Genomic DNA, 17,448 nt, shown 5'->3' on the forward strand with positions numbered 1-17,448 from the left:
TCAAGAACCAAGTTTAAACGCTTCAATAAACAAACTAAAAGTTAAACCAACTTTGAGCAAATTAATTGATTCAGCTAATAAAGATCGTTGTACTCCCGGCTTTCTAGTTGTGTAAAAAAATCTACTATATAACTCAGTAAATATTACCAAAACACCCGCCGCTGGCACATCCCATTGGGCAGATTGACCCGTTTCCGTAGAAACTGCCGTTCCCAGAAAAAAGCCGAGCAACAAACAGATTAATTGTAATGATAACCGTCGCCAAGGGTTGCCAAACCAAGCGCCAAGCTGATTGCTAGTAGAAACAACTAAAGTATTGAGACGAGTGTTTTGCATTGCCAGAAATAATTATAAGGAGAGAAAGGGAAACTTATTTAACATTTTATGATTCCTGACGGGAAAATTAAGATTAACTGCGAACTTACCGTCCTGAGCTTAGTCATTTATATTAAAGGTTATTTTATTTAGCCCAAATCCGTTTCCATCTGAACGGGGATCTGTTATGACAAAATTATCACCTCTTAAACATAAAAATAGTTATATCTAAAAAACTATGAATCTAACGAAATGGCAAGTTTACACTATCTTTAGCGTTAGCTCTGTATTCGTACTTGTGGCATTGCTCCTGAGTCGGTGGCAAATCAGCGTTACTGTTGAGCAAACACAGCCGCAACTTTCTCCAGTTTCCTTATCAAATCGGGATTCCGCTGTGATCGAGTCAGTCGCCAACAACCAATCTACGACAAAAGTCAATCCAAGAGCAACGTCGGTAAAAACGCCTCCGAGAGCTTTACGCTTGAGTAATCAAACTGATTATCCGGTGAGAGTTGCCTTTTTACCAAAACAGGTAGGAGCGAGAAAACAGGAATCTGCTACCGTCAAACAATCAGTGTACGGTGAACCAGGACACTGGGACTTTGCTCCCCAAGAAGGTGCAAGCACAGGATTAGTTCTCTCTTTACCCAAAGGAATTGTACAGCTAGAAAATGGAGATGTTCTAGTTGCCTTTGCTCAAGATGGTTCAGGGCGCTACTGGGGTCCTTATGTTGTAGGCGAAACATCTTCACCCGTCTGGAATCGCCAAAAGTCAGAGTGGCAGTTAATTTTGCAACCATGATCGATGGCTAGAGGGACTGGGGACAAGGGGACTCTTGAGACAAGGAGACAAGGGGACTCTTGAGACAAGGGGACTCTTGAGACAAGGGGACTCTTGAGAATTTTTGCCTTGTGCACCCGGAGCACCCGGAGCACCCCACCTCCCCAATCCCCTTAACCAAAATTTGCCATTTCTCGCTAAAGTAAGTCTGGCAACAAAACTGAGCAGGATTACTTACCGACGGTTAAAGGCTGCATGAAACTGTATTTTGAGCGCTTTACTATTCCTTTGCAGAAGTATTGGGAGACGCATCCGAAAATGGTGTGGGTACTCTCGATTTTGTGGGTGTTGTTGATTGGTTGGTTAGCCTTTTTTTGGCATTTGGGCAGTGTTGGCTTAGTGGATGAGACTGAGCCTTTGTTTGCGGAAGCGGCGCGGCAAATGGTGGTGACGGGGGATTGGATTACGCCTTATTTCAATGGTGAGACTCGTTTTGACAAACCAGCTTTAGTTTACTGGCTGATGGCGATCGCCTACCAAACAATCGGTGTCAACGAGTGGGCAGTCAGACTCCCCTCTGCCTTAGCTGCACTAGCTTTGACGGCTGGAGGTTTTTATACCCTGCAACGGTTTGGTTTTTCTAGCCCCAGAGGAGATGGGGAGATGGGGAGATGGGGAGATGGGGAGAATCCCAAATCTACATCAACAACTGGTTCCACCTCCTCTGACCGAACCTACCCCCCCACCTCTGACCCCAGTCCCCAGTACCTAAGTGCTTGGATTGCTGCGGCTTTAATTGCTTTAAATCCGATTACAATTGCTTGGGCGAGAACGGGTGTTTCTGATATGTTGCTCAGTGGTTGTATCGGTACATCTTTGTTCTGCTTTTTTATTGGTTATGCGGCAAAAGATGAAAGTAATTATTCCGAAAACCAGAAAAGTTTCTTTTTAAATATTTCGCCTTGGTATATAGCTTTTTATGTTTTAAGTGCTTTGGCGGTGTTAACTAAAGGCCCTGTGGGGATTGTTTTACCAGCGATAATTATTACTGGTTTTGTGATTTATTTGGGTAATTGGCGGGAAGTTTGGCGAGAAATGCGCCCGGTTTGGGGTAGTTTAATTTTTAGTGCGATCGCTCTCCCTTGGTATATCTTGTGCTATTTACGCAATGGCAATGCTTTCATTGATGCGTTTTTTGGTTATCACAATGTTGAACGCTTCACTCAAGTTGTGAATCGCCATTCTGCACCTTGGTATTTTTACTTTTTGGTGGTGTTGGTTGGGTTTTTCCCTTGGTCAATTTATCTGCCTTTGGCGATCGCAAAATTGCGCTTTTGGCAAGTGAAAAAATGGCGAAATTCTGCCCGTTCCAGTCAGCTTGGTTTATTTGCTTTGGCTTGGTTTTTTGGGATTTTCGGCTTTTTTACGATTGCGGTAACTAAGTTGCCCAGCTACGTTATCCCATTAATGCCAGCAGCAGCAATTTTAGTGGCGCTGTTGTTTAGCGAACAAATAACTTTTGTGGCTTCGGAAAAGTTTCTGATTACCGATCGGGAGAAGTTCCAAACAAATAAAGGTTTGTTTTGGAGTGGAATTTTCAACGTAGTTTTATGTATTGCTATTGCAGGTTTACTGCTCTATCTTCCCCGGATCTTGGGATACGATCCAGCAATACCTGATTTGCGCCAGTTGTTAGAAAAATCAGGTTTAGCATTCAGAGGTTTTTTGATTTGGGGGATTAGTGCGATCGCCCTAATATTTTTACTCCAACATCGTCGCCGTTTACCATTCTTAGTAGTTGCCAATTTTATCGCTTTTGTCGCCTTCTTAACTTTTGTCCTCACACCCGCCTCTTTTCTCTTGGATAGCGCCAGACAAATGCCTTTACGGGAATTATCTGCTGTTATCAAAGAAGTAGAAAACCCAGGGGAAGAGTTGTTTATGATTGGCTTTAAAAAACCCAGTGTGGTGTTCTACACTCAACGAAATGTCAAGTATTTGGAAGGTTTTAACGAAACCTTTAATTACATGAAAAAAACCGCTGCTGCTAACCCAAATCGCACTTCTGTTTTAATCCTCAGTCAATCCAACCAAGTCGATCGTGAATTACTCGATACTACTCCCCATCAAGTATTAGCTAAAACCAAAGCTTATAAGTTAATTCGAGTGCAGATTTCAGGGAACTAGGAATTGGGGACTCTTGAGATGGGGAGATGGGGAGATGGGGGGATGGGGGGATGGGGGGATGGGGGGATGGGGACAAGGGGACAAGGGGACAAGGGGACAAGGGGACAAGGGGACAAGGGGACAAGGGGACAAGGGAAACTCAAAACTTAAAACTCTCTGACTCCCCAAACTAACTCAAAACTCAAAACTCAAAACTTAAAACTCTCTGACTCCCCAAACTAACTCAAAACTCTCTCAAACGAAGCTAAGAACTCAAAACTTTCCTAGTCCCCAGTCCCAATTTTTCGGAACAAGACGCGATAAACAGGTTCCCCTTTATTAAAGGTGGCGATTTCGCGTTCGGTGGGGACTGGGAGGGGGTTTTGAGTTAACCATTCGGTTGCGCCTTGTTTTTGGAAAGCTGGGTGTTCTTGAAAACGATCGCGCATTTCGATCGCCACAGCTTCCACATCCGATTGAATAAACACCTCGCCACCAATCACCAAATAATTCGCTAAATCAGCTACCGTTTCTGGTTGTACCATGCGCCGTTTTTGGTGACGTTTTTTAAACCAAGGATCGGGAAATTGAATTGTTACTCGCTGCAACTTTCCGGGAGGAAGGGAACTGAGGAGAGGGCGCAAAGAATTATTTACATTGCAAAATAAGTAATGTAAATTTGCCAATCCTAATTGATCCCGATATTGATTTGCTTCATCAACTAAAGGTTCTCTAATTTCCAACCCTAAAAAATTCCAATCAAGTTGGATCTGTGCCATGCTCAACACAAATCTACCCCTAGCACAACCAATGTCTAAATGTATTGGTTGACCCAGATCGGCATAAATTTGACTCCAGTCTGGGGGACTTGTCGGCGTTTGATACTTTTTGCTTAGTGGGTTAACGTGCTGGCGCACTCGGACAGCTGCCAAAATTTTTACTCCTTTTTCGCAAATAAACTATACAGACAGAGGTCGTAAGGGCTCAGTATTAGTTATACTCAACGGGGATCAAGGTTGAATGGTACTTGAGCAAAAGTTTCGCCTTCTAGATCCCCGACTTCTCGAAGAAGTCGGGGATCTAGAACTCCAGATACCCGACTTCTCGAAGAAGTCGGGTATCTGGAGGTCGGGGATCTAGACAGCTTATTTTAGTTCCATTCGATCGAGGTTTTACTCATTTAACTCGCTTATTGCCATCATGAGTTTAGAATTTCGCTTCGCAGTGGCTAGCGATTTACACATCGCCCTTCCTCACACCATTTGGGACAATCCTCATCGGTTTCATTTGGTAGAAGTTAGCATTCCAGCTTTAGAATTAATTTTTCAACATTTGGCGCAACTCGACCTAGATTTTTTATTATTACCAGGAGATTTAACTCAACATGGTGAACGGGAGAATCATGCTTGGTTAGAACAGCGGTTGGCGCAGTTACCTTTTCCAGTTTACGTTGTACCGGGAAATCATGATGTACCTGTTTTCCGAGGTGATGAAAAAACTATTAGTTGGGCAGATTTTCCGAGTTATTATCAAAAGTTTGGTTATGATGACCCGAAACAACTTTATTACTCTTGTGAAATTTTGCCGGGAGTGCGCTTAATTGGTTTAAATTCTAATAATTTTAATGAAAAAGGCGAGCAAATCGGACGTTTAGATGATACTCAATTAGAGTGGTTAAAAGGTGTTTTGGCGACTGCTACGGAAGATGTAATTTTGGTGATGATTCATCATAATGTGGTGGAACATTTGCCGGGACAATCTCAACATAAAATGGGGCGCAGATATATGTTAGAAAATGCCCCCCAGTTGTTAGAACTTTTGCGCCCAAAGGTGCAGTTGGTGTTTACTGGGCATTTGCACGTTCAAGATATTGCTTACAATCGGGGAATTTATGATATTACGACTGGTTCTTTAGTGAGTTATCCTCACCCTTATCGAATTTTACATTTTCGGGTTGATGAGTTGGGGAGAAAATGGTTACAAGTTGAAAGTAATCGAATTGATTGTTTACCGGAATGGCCTGATTTACCGAAGTTTTCGCGGGAGTGGATGGGCGATCGCTCTCTCCAATTTATGCTGCGTTTATTAACCGAACCACCTTTAAGTTTACCCTTAGAAACTGCTCGCGAATTAGCCCCCAGTTTACGTTATTTCTGGGCAGATATCGCGGCTGGTGATGCCATATTTGATTATCCAAATTTCCCCCCAAAAGCTAGGCGCTTTTTCCAAAATTTTAGTGCTACTGGGAGCGATCGAACTCCCGCAATGATTGATAATTACGCTACGTTGTTGCTTTAAGGGTTAGGGGTTAGGGGGTAGGGGTTAGGGGTTCGGGAAGAACTCCCCATCTCCCCACCTCCCCATCTCCCCACCTCCCCATCTCCCCATCCCCTCATCTCCCCACCTCTTCTAAGGTTGGCGACAAATGCCAAACACGGAGGTATAACCGTGAAGGAAGGTGCTACCTCCGACGGGGCCAATTTCGCCGTTACAGAAAAAGCCACTTAAGGGGGCATTTTTGATGTAACGACGGAACAATTGGGAGTCAAAATTAGGGCGACCATAAAGCCCTTCGCCTCTGCCTACACAGGGGAATATGAAAGCGCCAATGGCATCAGCATCAGCGGGGGTTTGTTGTAGATAACGGTTGAGCATCATTTCTAAATCATCAGCGGATGCGTCGGCATCTCTGAGGTGAAATTTGATGCGTTGTCCGGGACGGACTCGATCGCCGATTGCGATCGCGCCTGCTTTGGGATCGACACCCAACAAGTTGCGAATTAAAAAGTCTCCGTGTTGTAATTCCTGTTTAAATTCGTCTCTGGCTACACCAACAAATAGGGAATTTTGGGCTAATAGGCGATCGGTATCACTTAACCCTTGTAACAAATCTCGCAACACTTCTAAAGGTGGACGAGAATTATCACTCCCAAAAGCATTACTACTTTGTTCTTCCAATCCCAAAACAATGTTTCTTTCCCCTTGGGTAACGCGATAAGTCTCACCAATGGGACGGCAACCTTGAGCCACAATTGTTTCTAAAATAATGTTACCACTAAGGGCAATTCCTACCGTTCCTTCGCGATGGAGTTTGTAATTACAAAATAGAGCTACATTACCTCTAACGTTACCACCGCTAGCTAATCCGCCTAATTTAATTGATCCCGGATAGGCATAATCTAAACCTTCTAGGAGATCGTTGATCCCTGATAGAAAGGGATCGGAAAATATAATGAAATTAGGTCGAGTTTCCGGTGAAACACCAATTAAATTGACCCAATTATCGGGAGAACTATCTAAATCTGGTAAAACTTCTGGTAGGAGATGAAAGGCTTGTACTGTTACATCTGGCAAGTGTAGCAAAGTCAGACTTAATCCTGGTTGCCCTTCTACTTCTTGGGCTTCGCCGTAGCGACTCATGCCAATTACACCGCCCCCACTGCAACCAATTAGTACTTTTGCTGATAATCGTTCTTGGAGTAAGGGCATTAACCTTGTATACTCACTAGCAAAAGCAGAGGAAATGAACACCAGTCCTAAGTCTGCTGATGCTTGTAATGATTGTTCTGTACGTTCTACAACTTCCTCGACAGCCGCTTCCAAAGAGGGACGGGTGGAGAGGGCATTTGCCCATCTAATTTGGTTGCTCATGGGTTTACCGTCACGTCCTATTTCCTGATTTTACGCTATCTGAAATCACAGCCTAGCAGAAATAATTGAGCAGTTGAAAATAGGTAAAAAGTTGATCGAACCCTTCTGCCTTCTGCCCTGGAGCCTTCTGCCTTCTTTTATGTTCTATGTTAATTGTATGGTAGGATAGCAACCAATTTGTAATTTGAGTAGTAGCGAAATGTTACGGTTTTCATCCTAGTTGCTTTATGTAAACAAATGATAAGATGAAAACTGCTAAAGATACAGGGCGTTATTACATCCTGTAAATTCAGGAACGCCTAAATCTTAAGAAATAAGCTCAGATTCCTACCTAATGAAGAAGCTGATTGTAAGAATAGACAGTTAGGATCTCATTAGTATAGATGCCTCTGACAAAATTTTAGAGGTAAAAAGCTGAGATTAAACTGAAAGATAGAAAATCCTCAAACAAAGACAAGATCTATGAGCAACATCGAACAACAAATCGAAAAAGAACGGGAACAAGCTCGTAACGTATGTGATTCTAAGGGTGCGGCATCGGGCGAGTGTGCTGCGGCTTGGGATGCAGTGGAAGAATTACAAGCAGAAGCTTCACATCAGCGACAAACGAAACCCAAAACTTCTTTTGCTCAATACTGTGATGATAACCCGGATGCTGCTGAGTGTCGGCTATATGAGGACTAATTTTTGTTAGTTCCCATTGGTAAATGAAATTAGTAAGTAACATCTGCAACCGAACTCTGTAAAATGAGTTCGAGTTGCCAATTTTTTACTGTGAAGCAGTTAGGAGATGATGCAAGAGAACATTTGGTTTCGACCGTTAGTTTGGATGGATTACCGACTAGCGGTATTATTTACCTTGATTATTCCTCTGATTCTACTGGTTTGGGCTTTTGTGGAAAAAAGCGAGGCGGTGCAGAGGTTGATGATTATTTACTGGCGAGTTGCTAGTTTGTTCTTGATTACGATTTATTTGTTGATCGGTGGTTGGTCAATTGGTTTTATTACGGCTTTTGTGGGGAGGCTATTAATTCCGGCTTCTTTGTGGTTTTGGCAGGATATTAATGAGGAGATTAATGATTTGCCAGAGCGAAAATTGAGGTTGGGTGTAACTTCTTGGCGATGGGCAATTACAGTTTATAGTTTACTAGGAGCGATCGCGCAAATTCCCTTCCTACGTTGCGCGTTTTCAACGGGGGCGATGGATGAGCAGTTTTGTCAAGTTTGGCAGGAAGCACCGTTTTTATTTAAAGCATATTTCCACGCTAATACTAGGGCGGGTTTTCTGGGATTTATTGGCTTAATGGCGCTGGTATTTTATGTGGCGTATTTTGGTTACTTTTTGTTTTTTAGATTGGGGAAACAAGGGCGATCGGCAATTGAACAATAATTAAAGAAGGTTCCAAGAAAGTCCTCAGAGTCCCCGGGTCATGATGAGTAATTCTATTGGTAGACGGTTAGAAAAATATACGGAAAAACGTCCCCAAGAGGTTTTGCTGGTGAATGTGCAAATGGGGGATGTGGAAGACCAAATAGCCATTTTTAAGGGTTTTTCCAGTTCTTTAATGAATCCTACGGCTAGCGATCCTGATGTGCCAGTGTTGCCAGATGAGGCAAAGATTATCAGTGTCGATCGCTTAGCCAGTCCCTATAATCCCGCAGCACCTCGCTATATACAGAAAGATTTAACTTGGGAAAATATGGAAGATCTGTTATTAGAAGTAGGAGTCTGATTTAGGACTATAATCAAAACGCCATAAAACGGAGTAAACCGTAATATTTCGCTTGAGTGTTGTTTTCGGGAAGAGGTAACAGGGAACTCCTGAACAGGGGACAGATATAGGACTGCTGGCAAATCGATCGCCAATCCCAGTCCCCAATCCCTAGTCCCCAGTCCCCTTGCACCAGTGTTTTCCCTTGCGAATCAGTATTAGGTGTAATTTCTGATTTATATGGGGCTAGATTAACTTGCTTACTTACAATTACTTAATTGTGTCTTTACAGAAAATACATATAAATACCATATATCCAGAATTACAATCAGGTCAAATAGTCAATCGGAAGAAGTAAAAAGCGTTAACCACTTTAGACTAGCTCCCGAAAGTGCTATCCTCCACTAGTAAGTAAGTGTGATGTGTGGAGTGACTTTAGCTTATGGTTTCAACCCCTGTTAAAACTCAGTCTTCTGGACGTGCTGAATTAGGATTATCTCTAGTACAGCCAGTAAAATTGCCGCAACCGAGTCCTAGCCAAGGATACCATTCTATTGCTCTGCCATCGACGGCTTTATTTGGCACGGATGGGATTCGGGGGAAAGTTGGGGACTTGCTAACTGCGGAACTGGCGTTGCAGGTAGGGTTACATTGTGGTCAGGTGTTGCGATCGACCTTTTGTGACCAACAAACTGGTAATAAAACCGTAATTGTTGGTCAAGATACGCGAAATTCCAGCAATATGTTAGCAATGGCTTTATCTGCTGGGTTAACTGCGGCTGGGTTGGAAGTTTGGGATTTGGGTATTTGTCCGACTCCGGGTGTGGCTTATCTGGCAAGTGTTTCGGGTGCTTTGGGCGGGGTGATGATTTCCGCTAGTCATAATCCGCCAGAGGATAATGGAATTAAAATTTTTGGGCCCAGTGGTAATAAACTGAGCAAGGAATTACAAGCAGAAATTGAAGCTAGTTTGCGCGGGAAGCGGGAATTTTCGGCAACTACTGGGAATAGTTGGGGTAAACACTACCAACGACGGGATTTATTGAAAGATTATGCAGCTTCTCTGACTCAACCTCTGCAAGCTGGGTTAGATTTGCGGGGAATGCGAGTGGTGCTAGATCTGGCTTGGGGTGCGGCTGTGGGGATAGCGCCGTCCGTGTTTACGGCGATGGGTGCCCAGGTGATTTGCTTGCATGAATTGGCGGATGGCGATCGCATTAATGTTAACTGCGGTTCTACTCATTTGGGCGCGTTGCAGGCAGCTGTAAAGACTCATCAAGCGGATTTGGGTTTTGCTTTTGATGGCGATGCCGATCGCGTCCTAGCTGTAGATTCTAAAGGACGGGTTGTAGATGGGGATTATATTCTCTATTTCTGGGGACAACATTTAGCTAAGGGGCAAAAGTTACCCGGAAATATGATTGTGGCTACGGTAATGGCTAATTTGGGTTTTGAACTAGCTTGGAAAAATTTGGGTGGTCAATTTTTGCGGACAGCTGTGGGCGATCAGTATGTTCACGCGGAAATGGTGCGTCAGGATGCGATGTTAGGTGGCGAACAATCTGGACATATTTTATGCCGTCATTATGGAATTAGTGGCGATGGTTTGTTGACGGCGTTGCATTTGGCGGCGATCGTCAAGCAAACAGGAACTTCTTTAACTCAAATGGTAGACCAAAGTTTCCAACCTTATCCCCAAATCCTGAAAAATGTCCGAGTTGAAGATCGGGAAGTTCGTTTGAATTGGCAAAATTGCGATGCTTTGACTAATGCGATCGCTCAAGCAGAAAGCGCAATGGCTGGACAAGGACGGGTTTTAGTTCGCGCTTCTGGTACTGAACCTTTAATTCGGGTGATGGTGGAAGCGGCTAATGCTGAACTGACTCATCACTGGGCAGATAAGTTAGTTCTCACTGTTCAACAACACCTACTTACCTAAGTTACTTTTTTACCTGTTGCCGCCGTCGCAGTTGCAACTGTGACGGTGTTTTTGGCTATTTGTATAGTATTATACTAAAAGTTTCGGCTTTCTCTTCGATACTACAAATATATAAGATATTTGTAAGATATGATTCCATTTCGTCAAAGGCGACCAAATAAAATTAAGACCGAATTAAATTTAATCAAAATCATAAAATTTTTAACAACGGAAGCCTGGTATGCTTGTTAAGCTGCTGGCAAAAGATTAAAACGCTAAGAATTCATACATAAATTAAATTTAGTAGCAGTTAAAATCAGTTCAAGTAAAACTGAACATGGCTATAGTTAGCTGATAAATCTCAAAGGCAAACTTTTCGCTTCTTAAATCTCCCCATTCAGCATTGTTCAAAGGTGTAATTATGGTAGATTCTATATCTTTAATACCTAAATTAGCGTCTGGATTATATGAGGAAAAACAGTTAGTTAACCCAGAAATTGCAGAGTCCTATAAAAGGAGTGTAATCTTGCAAAAAATAATTGCGCGGATTTGGAACGCTTCCGAAAGTTTAGGAATACAAAATTGTGCGCCCATAGAAGTAGCATTAGAAGAAATAGCCAAGTTATTAGATATAGAACGTTGTAGTTTTTTGTGGTATTTACCGAATACGAAGCAAATTAATGTACCTTACGAATGGGTAGGGGAAAAACAAAAATTGGTGTCAGGGGAATGTTGTCGATTAGAAATATTTACTAGTGCAGCTAGTGCTTTAGAAAGAATTGCTTCAGGAATTAAAAATGACTTAATTTATATTAAATCGGGGACTGATTCAATGTTAGCCTCGTTTGAGGTGATAGCGGAAATGTTGACGCAGCAAACAAATACGCGATCGCGGCGCAGAAGAGGCGAACAAAGTTCCTTACCAAAGAAAGATTTTGCTCAATTAATAATTCCTGTTTATCGGGATACGACTAAAGAAATTTTTCAGGAAACCTCGCTTGGATTAATTGCTTGCTATTGTTCTTATCCACGTAATTGGAGTGTAAATGAGCTAGATTTTTTACAGTTAATTGCCCAACAATTAGCGATCGCGATTCGGCAATCGCAAATTTACGAACGTAGTCAGAGACAAGCGCAAAGAGAAAAACTAATTAATCAAATTACTAGCCAAACTAGGCAAAGTTTAGATTTAGAAACAATTTTAAATTCAGCGATCGCGCAGTTGTTAGATGCCTTAGAAGTCGATCGTTGTTTAGTGCATTTAGTAGAAACTGTCAGCCCAACAAAATCGGAAGTTAAACAGAATATATTATTAGAGAATACTAATTTAGAATTAACAGAAAGCCAAGCAAAAAGCTTTTGGGAAACACCCATCAAATAGCTTATCGCCGCCAGCATTTATATGAAGTGTATCGGGAACCTTTTCCGGCTTCTTTAAATGATTTTGACACGCAAGGGCCGATTACTCAATGGGTAATTCAACATCGACAATCAGTGGTAATTAATGATATTGCTCAGGATACGCGAATCGGGGAACAAAATGAAGAATACCAAAAAGCAGCGATTAAATCTTCTTTAGTGATTCCCGTTCAAGCAAATAATGTATTACACGCAATTCTTTATCTTAATCAATGTGCTTATAATCGCTATTGGACAAAAAGTGATTTAGAATTAGCAGAAGCGGTGGCGAATCAATTAGCTATTGCTATCCATCAAGCTTGTTTATATGCTCAAAGTCGGGCGACGATGGAGCGAGAATCTTTATTAAGAGTAATTAGTAACCAAATTCGTCGGACGTTAGATTTAAAGACAATTTTACAAACAACAGTCAAGCAAGTTCAGAATTTTTTAGCTACAGATCGAGTAGCAATATATCAGTTTACCGAGGGAACGCAAGGTGAGTTACTGGTGCAAGAAACAAGGGAAAATTGCTCAGAGCTTGAGCAAGAACAGAGCGATAATTATTGTTTTTTGCGAAAGTATTCCTATCCATATCAGGGGGAAGTGGTACAGGTAATTAATGATGTGACTAATGCGGATATTAGCGATCGTCATTTAGTATTTTTGCAGCAGTTACAGGTGCGGGCTAGTTTAGTTGTACCAATTATGAAAACTGAGGAAACAACAGAATTAGATGCAGAAATTAAAAATAATCAAATTTGGGGATTATTAATTGTTCAAGAGTGTAATTTACCGAGAGTTTGGCAAGATTCGGAAGTGGAATTATTGCAACAAATTAGTACACAGTTAGCGATCGCCATTCAACAAGCAGAACTTTACAAAAAAAGCCAAATTGCTGCTGCTACTGCTCAGAAGAAAGCCGCAGCTTTGCAACAAGCTTTGCATGACTTGCAACAAACTCAAGCCCAATTAATTCAAACAGAAAAAATGTCTAGTTTAGGGCAATTAGTAGCTGGAGTAGCCCATGAAATTAACAATCCAGTTAACTTTATTTATGGCAATTTAACCTATATTAATAATTACAGCAAAGACTTACTAAAATTAATCAATCTTTACCAAGAAATTTATCCAAATCCTAACCCAGAAATCCAAGAATGTAGCGAAGAAATTGACTTAGAATTTTTGATGCAGGATATGCCAAAAATTCTAACTTCCATGAAGGTAGGGACCGATCGCATTCGTCAAATTGTTCTGAGTTTACGGAACTTCTCCCGACTTGAACAAGCAGAAATGAAAGCAGTTGACATTCATGAAGGCATTGAAAGCACTTTATTAATCTTGCAAAATCGGTTCAAAGGTAACGGTACAACTCCGCAAATCGAACTAATTAAAGAATACGGAAAAATACCTTTAGTAGAATGTTTTGCTGGACAATTAAATCAGGTATTTATGAATATTATCAGCAATGCGATTGATGCTTTAGAAGAGAAAACAAGCAAAGATAACTTATCTCCTACTATTACAATTCGCACAGGACTTTATGATGATCATTCTATTATTATCCGCATTGCTGATAATGGCCCCGGTATAACCGCTAAAGCCAAAAAACAATTATTTGACGCTTTCTTCACCACTAAACCAGTAGGAAAAGGCACAGGTTTAGGCTTATCAATTAGCTACCAAATTGTAGTAGAAAGACACCAAGGAGCGCTGTGGTGCGAGTCAACTTTAGGAGAAGGTACAGAATTTTTTATCAAGATTCCTTTAGTACAACCAAGATAAATTATTTAAAAATTGTACGTTGTTGCGCTTTAGCGCTAAAGCGCAACAACGTACCAGTAATACTAGCGCTAAAGCGCAACAACGTACCAAATTTATTCGCCAGTAATTGAAAGTGCATCAACCCAGACTTTGGGGCAAACACCACTGGTAGTTAATTCTGCTTCTTTTTCTACAAAAATGATGGAATTTAAAACTTGGAGAAAATCTCCGGCGACAGTTGCCGCATCGACACTAATTAACTCACCATTTCTGATCATCCAACCATCAAAAGGCAGAGAGAAAGAACCTTGTACAGCTTTAACTCCCGCATGAAAAGCCTTTAATTGATCGATGTAAATCACATTATCCGCAGTTTCTATGCTTAATTCTTGTTCAGGTTGTGCTTCAGACAAAACATGATAGAAATGCGGGCTAACTGTTACTTTCGCGCCGATATTAGCATTGCCTGTTGGCTGTGCATTTAACCTTTTGGCAGTACCAGCACTGTGAATTAAACCAGCTAAAACACCATTACTAATTAACGAAATTCTGCGAGTTGGTGTACCTTCATCATCAAAAGTTTCTGGGCTAACATTGCTAGGATGTAACGCATCATCGTAGACAAAAAGTAAAGGAGAAGCAATTTTTGTTCCCAAGGTTTCAGCAGTAGAAAGACTTTGCTTGTCTAGGATATCTTGAGCATTAAAAATGTTAGAAAAAGCATTCAACAAACTCAAGAAAGCTTTACCCGAAAAAACCACTTGGTATTTACCAGTTTTGACTTTTTCATAATCCAAATGGCTGATAGTTTTCTTGGCGGCTTCTTGCAAGCAACCTTGAATATCTAACTCCTCTAAACTGTGGCTAATTCTCACTGCGCCAGCACTACGGGGTTTTTTCCCTTCTTGCTCAGTTTTGGTGGAAAGATAGATTGAGGAAATGGTGCGAGATTCGTTTCTGAGGGCACCTTCACTGTTAACATAAAATTTGTCTACCTCTCTTTGAGATAAACCATTGTAAGGCACGCTGGTAATGGCTGGATGAGCAGAAATTAACTCTTTTTCTGCTGATAATAAAGTTTCAATTAGTTTAGCTGCGGGTGCTTGGTTTACTTTTGGTGCAAAGGAATGATTAATGGGAATAGTTGCTTCCGGGCTAAAGTCGGGGATGTTTTCTTTGGCACCAAAAAAACTCGCTTCGTAGGCAGTTTTTAAAGCTAATTCAATACCCAAAGGATCGACATCTGTTGTACTAGTAACCCCTAAAGTTTGTTCGTCATTCCAAACCCGAACCATGACACCAGAACGACTAGAGGCGTTAACTTGTTTCGGTTCTCCTCGCTCTACTTGTACGCTGGTTTCATCAACAGTCGCTCCACAGATATCGAACTTTTTAATTCCCAATTTATGAGCAATTTCTTGAGCGTATCCCGCAATTTCTTGAGTACTTGGCACAATTTTCTCCGTTTTGAATTCATCCAAAAAAGTTTTAGATTTATGATGCAATCTAAAATCAAAATTGCCTACAAATGAGATAATAAGAGCAAGAGGCAGAGCCTCTTTTTTTCGTTCCCAGGTTGAACCTGGGAACGAGATCGCGAAATCTAAAATTGATTTAGCGTCCGCCAACGGTGATAGAATCAACCTTAATATGTGGTTGTCCAACGGTTACGTAAACGCTGCCGCTGATGGAACCGCAAAAACCAGCAGATAGTTCTAAATCTTTAGAACTCATGGAAATTTTGTTCATGATTTCCTTAGCTTCGCCAATCAAAACTGCACCTTTTAAAGGTTTGGTGATTTTGCCATTTTCGATCAGGTAAGCTTCATCAACGCCGAAGTTAAATTCGCCTGTTGCGCCGACACTACCGCCGCCCATTTTCTTACAGTAAATTCCTTTATCTACGGAATTAAACAAGTCTTCTAGGGAATAATCTCCGGGTGCAATGTAAGTATTTCGCATCCGAGAAGCAGCAGCATAAGTGTAACCTTGTCTTCTGCCGCTTCCGGTTCTAGGATGTCCAGTTCGCATGGAACCTGCGCGATCGGCAATAAAATTCTTCAAAATGCCATTTTCGATTAATAATGTTCTTTGAGTAGGCATTCCTTCGTCGTCCATGTCGATGGTTCCGAAGGCATTTTGCGATCGACCTTCATCCCAAGCGGTTAAATTTTCGTGAGCAATCTTCTCGCCTTTTTTATCAATAAAAGGAGTAATTTTGCGTTCAATTTGAGTAGTTTCCAGCAAATGCCCGCAAGCTTCATGGAAAATCACGCCGCCAAAAGCATTTGCCATAATAATCGGATAAGTTCCCGATTCTACATAATCAGCATAAAGCATTTTTCCGGCTGATTCTGCCACTTCTTCCGCAGCAGCTTCATAATTCCAATTCCGCAAAAACTTAGCATCTCCCGTATTACCTGAACGCTTACCAATGGAAGAACGATTAGCGCCATCAGCACACAACAGATTGTAACCAACGGATTGAGTTAAGCGAATATCACGGGCAAAAGTACCATCACTTGCAGCGACTAAAATTTCTTGCCAATCTCTAAAATAAACGGCGCGGCGAGATTGAACGTGATTAGCTTTTTGTTTTAGTTTAGTATTAGCATCAAGCAGAACTTCGCCCATTTCTTGCATTGAGCTAAATTGAGAAATCCAAGTATCTTTGTTATTTTTTGTGGCGTAATCTCGGAGTAATTCTAAGTTAATTTCGGGGATGTAAGAATTAGGTGCGGGAAGAATTAGTCCTTGAATGGAAAGTGCTTTTTCTAATGCTGCTTTTAGTCCTGAAAATGATAGGTCATTGGTGCTAACATAGCAATCAGATTGTCCGCGAAAAACTCTCACACCTGCACCTGTAGAAAGTTTGGGTGAGATGCTAGTGATAGCGTCATCTTCTGCTAAACAGCTAATGTAATTGACTCGTTCTAAAAAGAATTCGATAAAATCTGCACCAGCAGCACGTCCCAATCCTAGCAATGTTGCTAAGGGTGCTTCCCAACTTTCATCAAAGCGATCGCGTGTGGGATTATATGACAAGCTGGGCAATTCTTTGGTCAAAAGTATCGAGGTTGCTAGCATGGGTATTCTGGTTTTAGGGAATGGATTAACTGACGCTTCCTAGTTCTAATTAGTGTAGCAAATTTTGTCATTGGTCATTGGTCATTGGTTATTGGTCATTGGTCATTGGTCATTTGTCATTTGTCATTTGTCATTTGTCATTGGTCATTTGTCATTTGGGAAATTACCGATTGATTTGAGATAGGCGTTTAATTTTGGAGCTAATTCGTCAATAATTGGTTTAATAATTTTTACCTCTTCAACAGTTAAAAGATTTCGGCAGTAAGCTCGTCTTAACCAATGCTGAGTTTCTAGTAAAGAACCTCTTGCTATTCTAACAAAGTAACGATTTTGTTGATAAGTACCTCTGCCTACTCCTTCGGCAATATTAGCACCTATACTATCAGCAGAACGAATTAATTGCTTTCCTACTGTATCTTGTTTTAAATAATCCCACTTCGTCACTATTTTCCATATTTCATCAGCTAATTTTTCAGACAATTGGTAAACCTGCAAATCTTGAAATCTCTTAATTGACATATTATTTTTTCCTTGTTTATTTGTTTGTCATTGGTCATTGGTCATTGGTCATTGGTTATTGGTCATTTGTCATTTGTCATTTGTTATTTGTGACGATGATGAACGCTCAATTTATTACTACAAATTTATGATTATGG

Annotated in this window: 15 protein-coding genes; 9 read left to right on the forward strand and 6 right to left on the reverse strand. The window is 41.2% G+C overall.

The window, feature by feature from the left end; all coding sequences use genetic code 11:
• Entirely contained in the window at positions 1-336 is a 336-nt protein-coding gene (locus tag ACE1CI_RS29890) for a DUF565 domain-containing protein (RefSeq protein ID WP_413267965.1), read from the reverse strand.
• 217 nt (positions 337-553) lie between these two features.
• Between ACE1CI_RS29890 and ACE1CI_RS29895 the strand changes: the two genes are divergently transcribed.
• Together ACE1CI_RS29895 and ACE1CI_RS29900 are read left to right on the forward strand one after the other, a co-directional pair.
• Entirely contained in the window at positions 554-1,117 is a 564-nt protein-coding gene (locus ACE1CI_RS29895; protein ID WP_413267964.1) for a hypothetical protein, read from the forward strand.
• A gap of 234 nt (positions 1,118-1,351) precedes the next feature.
• Positions 1,352-3,283, forward strand: a complete 1,932-nt coding sequence (locus ACE1CI_RS29900) for an ArnT family glycosyltransferase (RefSeq protein ID WP_413262403.1) — start codon at positions 1,352-1,354, stop codon at positions 3,281-3,283.
• A gap of 263 nt (positions 3,284-3,546) precedes the next feature.
• On the opposite strand, the gene trmB is transcribed toward ACE1CI_RS29900, so the two are convergent.
• The gene (gene trmB / locus ACE1CI_RS29905; RefSeq protein WP_413262404.1) at positions 3,547-4,194 is read right to left on the reverse strand and encodes a tRNA (guanosine(46)-N7)-methyltransferase TrmB; all 648 of its coding nucleotides are present in this window, start codon (positions 4,192-4,194) and stop codon (positions 3,547-3,549) included.
• Positions 4,195-4,462: 268 nt separating this feature from the next.
• Between trmB and ACE1CI_RS29910 the strand changes: the two genes are divergently transcribed.
• Positions 4,463-5,560, forward strand: a complete 1,098-nt coding sequence (locus tag ACE1CI_RS29910; RefSeq protein ID WP_413262405.1) for a metallophosphoesterase family protein — start codon at positions 4,463-4,465, stop codon at positions 5,558-5,560.
• A 111-nt stretch (positions 5,561-5,671) separates the two neighbouring features.
• Here the strand turns inward: ACE1CI_RS29910 and ACE1CI_RS29915 are convergent, their stop codons facing one another.
• Positions 5,672-6,913 carry an FIST signal transduction protein gene (locus ACE1CI_RS29915; RefSeq protein ID WP_413262406.1) on the reverse strand — a complete coding sequence of 414 codons (1,242 nt, stop codon included), beginning with the start codon at positions 6,911-6,913 and terminating at the stop codon, positions 5,672-5,674.
• Positions 6,914-7,375: 462 nt separating this feature from the next.
• On the opposite strand from ACE1CI_RS29915, the gene ACE1CI_RS29920 reads away from it, so the two are divergent.
• The 6 genes from ACE1CI_RS29920 to ACE1CI_RS29945 all read left to right on the forward strand — a co-directional run bounded on the left by ACE1CI_RS29920 (position 7,376) and on the right by ACE1CI_RS29945 (position 13,726).
• Positions 7,376-7,597, forward strand: a complete 222-nt coding sequence (locus tag ACE1CI_RS29920) for a Calvin cycle protein CP12 (RefSeq protein ID WP_413262407.1) — start codon at positions 7,376-7,378, stop codon at positions 7,595-7,597.
• 109 nt (positions 7,598-7,706) lie between these two features.
• A complete protein-coding gene (locus ACE1CI_RS29925) occupies positions 7,707-8,303 on the forward strand; it encodes a DUF3177 family protein (protein ID WP_413262450.1) in 597 nt (198 codons plus the stop codon).
• Positions 8,304-8,346: 43 nt separating this feature from the next.
• Complete coding sequence (locus ACE1CI_RS29930) at positions 8,347-8,646, forward strand: DUF7734 family protein (protein WP_413262451.1); 300 nt, start codon at positions 8,347-8,349, stop codon at positions 8,644-8,646.
• A gap of 421 nt (positions 8,647-9,067) precedes the next feature.
• The gene (glmM, locus tag ACE1CI_RS29935) at positions 9,068-10,564 is read left to right on the forward strand and encodes a phosphoglucosamine mutase (protein WP_413262408.1); all 1,497 of its coding nucleotides are present in this window, start codon (positions 9,068-9,070) and stop codon (positions 10,562-10,564) included.
• A 400-nt stretch (positions 10,565-10,964) separates the two neighbouring features.
• Positions 10,965-11,924 carry a GAF domain-containing protein gene (locus ACE1CI_RS29940; protein WP_496615922.1) on the forward strand — a complete coding sequence of 320 codons (960 nt, stop codon included), beginning with the start codon at positions 10,965-10,967 and terminating at the stop codon, positions 11,922-11,924.
• Positions 11,903-13,726 (forward strand): GAF domain-containing protein, encoded by a 1,824-nt coding sequence (locus tag ACE1CI_RS29945; RefSeq protein ID WP_496615923.1) that lies wholly within the window; start codon positions 11,903-11,905, stop codon positions 13,724-13,726. Before ACE1CI_RS29940 ends, ACE1CI_RS29945 begins: the two co-directional genes overlap by 22 nt.
• A gap of 92 nt (positions 13,727-13,818) precedes the next feature.
• Here the strand turns inward: ACE1CI_RS29945 and ACE1CI_RS29950 are convergent, their stop codons facing one another.
• From ACE1CI_RS29950 to ACE1CI_RS29960, 3 genes are all read right to left on the reverse strand, one after another.
• Positions 13,819-15,159, reverse strand: a complete 1,341-nt coding sequence (locus tag ACE1CI_RS29950; protein ID WP_413262410.1) for a TldD/PmbA family protein — start codon at positions 15,157-15,159, stop codon at positions 13,819-13,821.
• Between the two features lie 160 nt (positions 15,160-15,319).
• Positions 15,320-16,792, reverse strand: a complete 1,473-nt coding sequence (locus ACE1CI_RS29955) for a TldD/PmbA family protein (RefSeq protein ID WP_413262411.1) — start codon at positions 16,790-16,792, stop codon at positions 15,320-15,322.
• A gap of 144 nt (positions 16,793-16,936) precedes the next feature.
• Positions 16,937-17,311: a four helix bundle protein gene (locus ACE1CI_RS29960; protein WP_413262412.1), complete on the reverse strand. Its 375-nt coding sequence runs from the start codon at positions 17,309-17,311 to the stop codon at positions 16,937-16,939.
• Positions 17,312-17,448: the final 137 nt, after the last annotated feature.

Source organism: Floridaenema flaviceps BLCC-F50 (assembly GCF_041929275.2).
GTDB classification, from domain to species: domain Bacteria; phylum Cyanobacteriota; class Cyanobacteriia; order Cyanobacteriales; family Aerosakkonemataceae; genus Floridanema; species Floridanema flaviceps.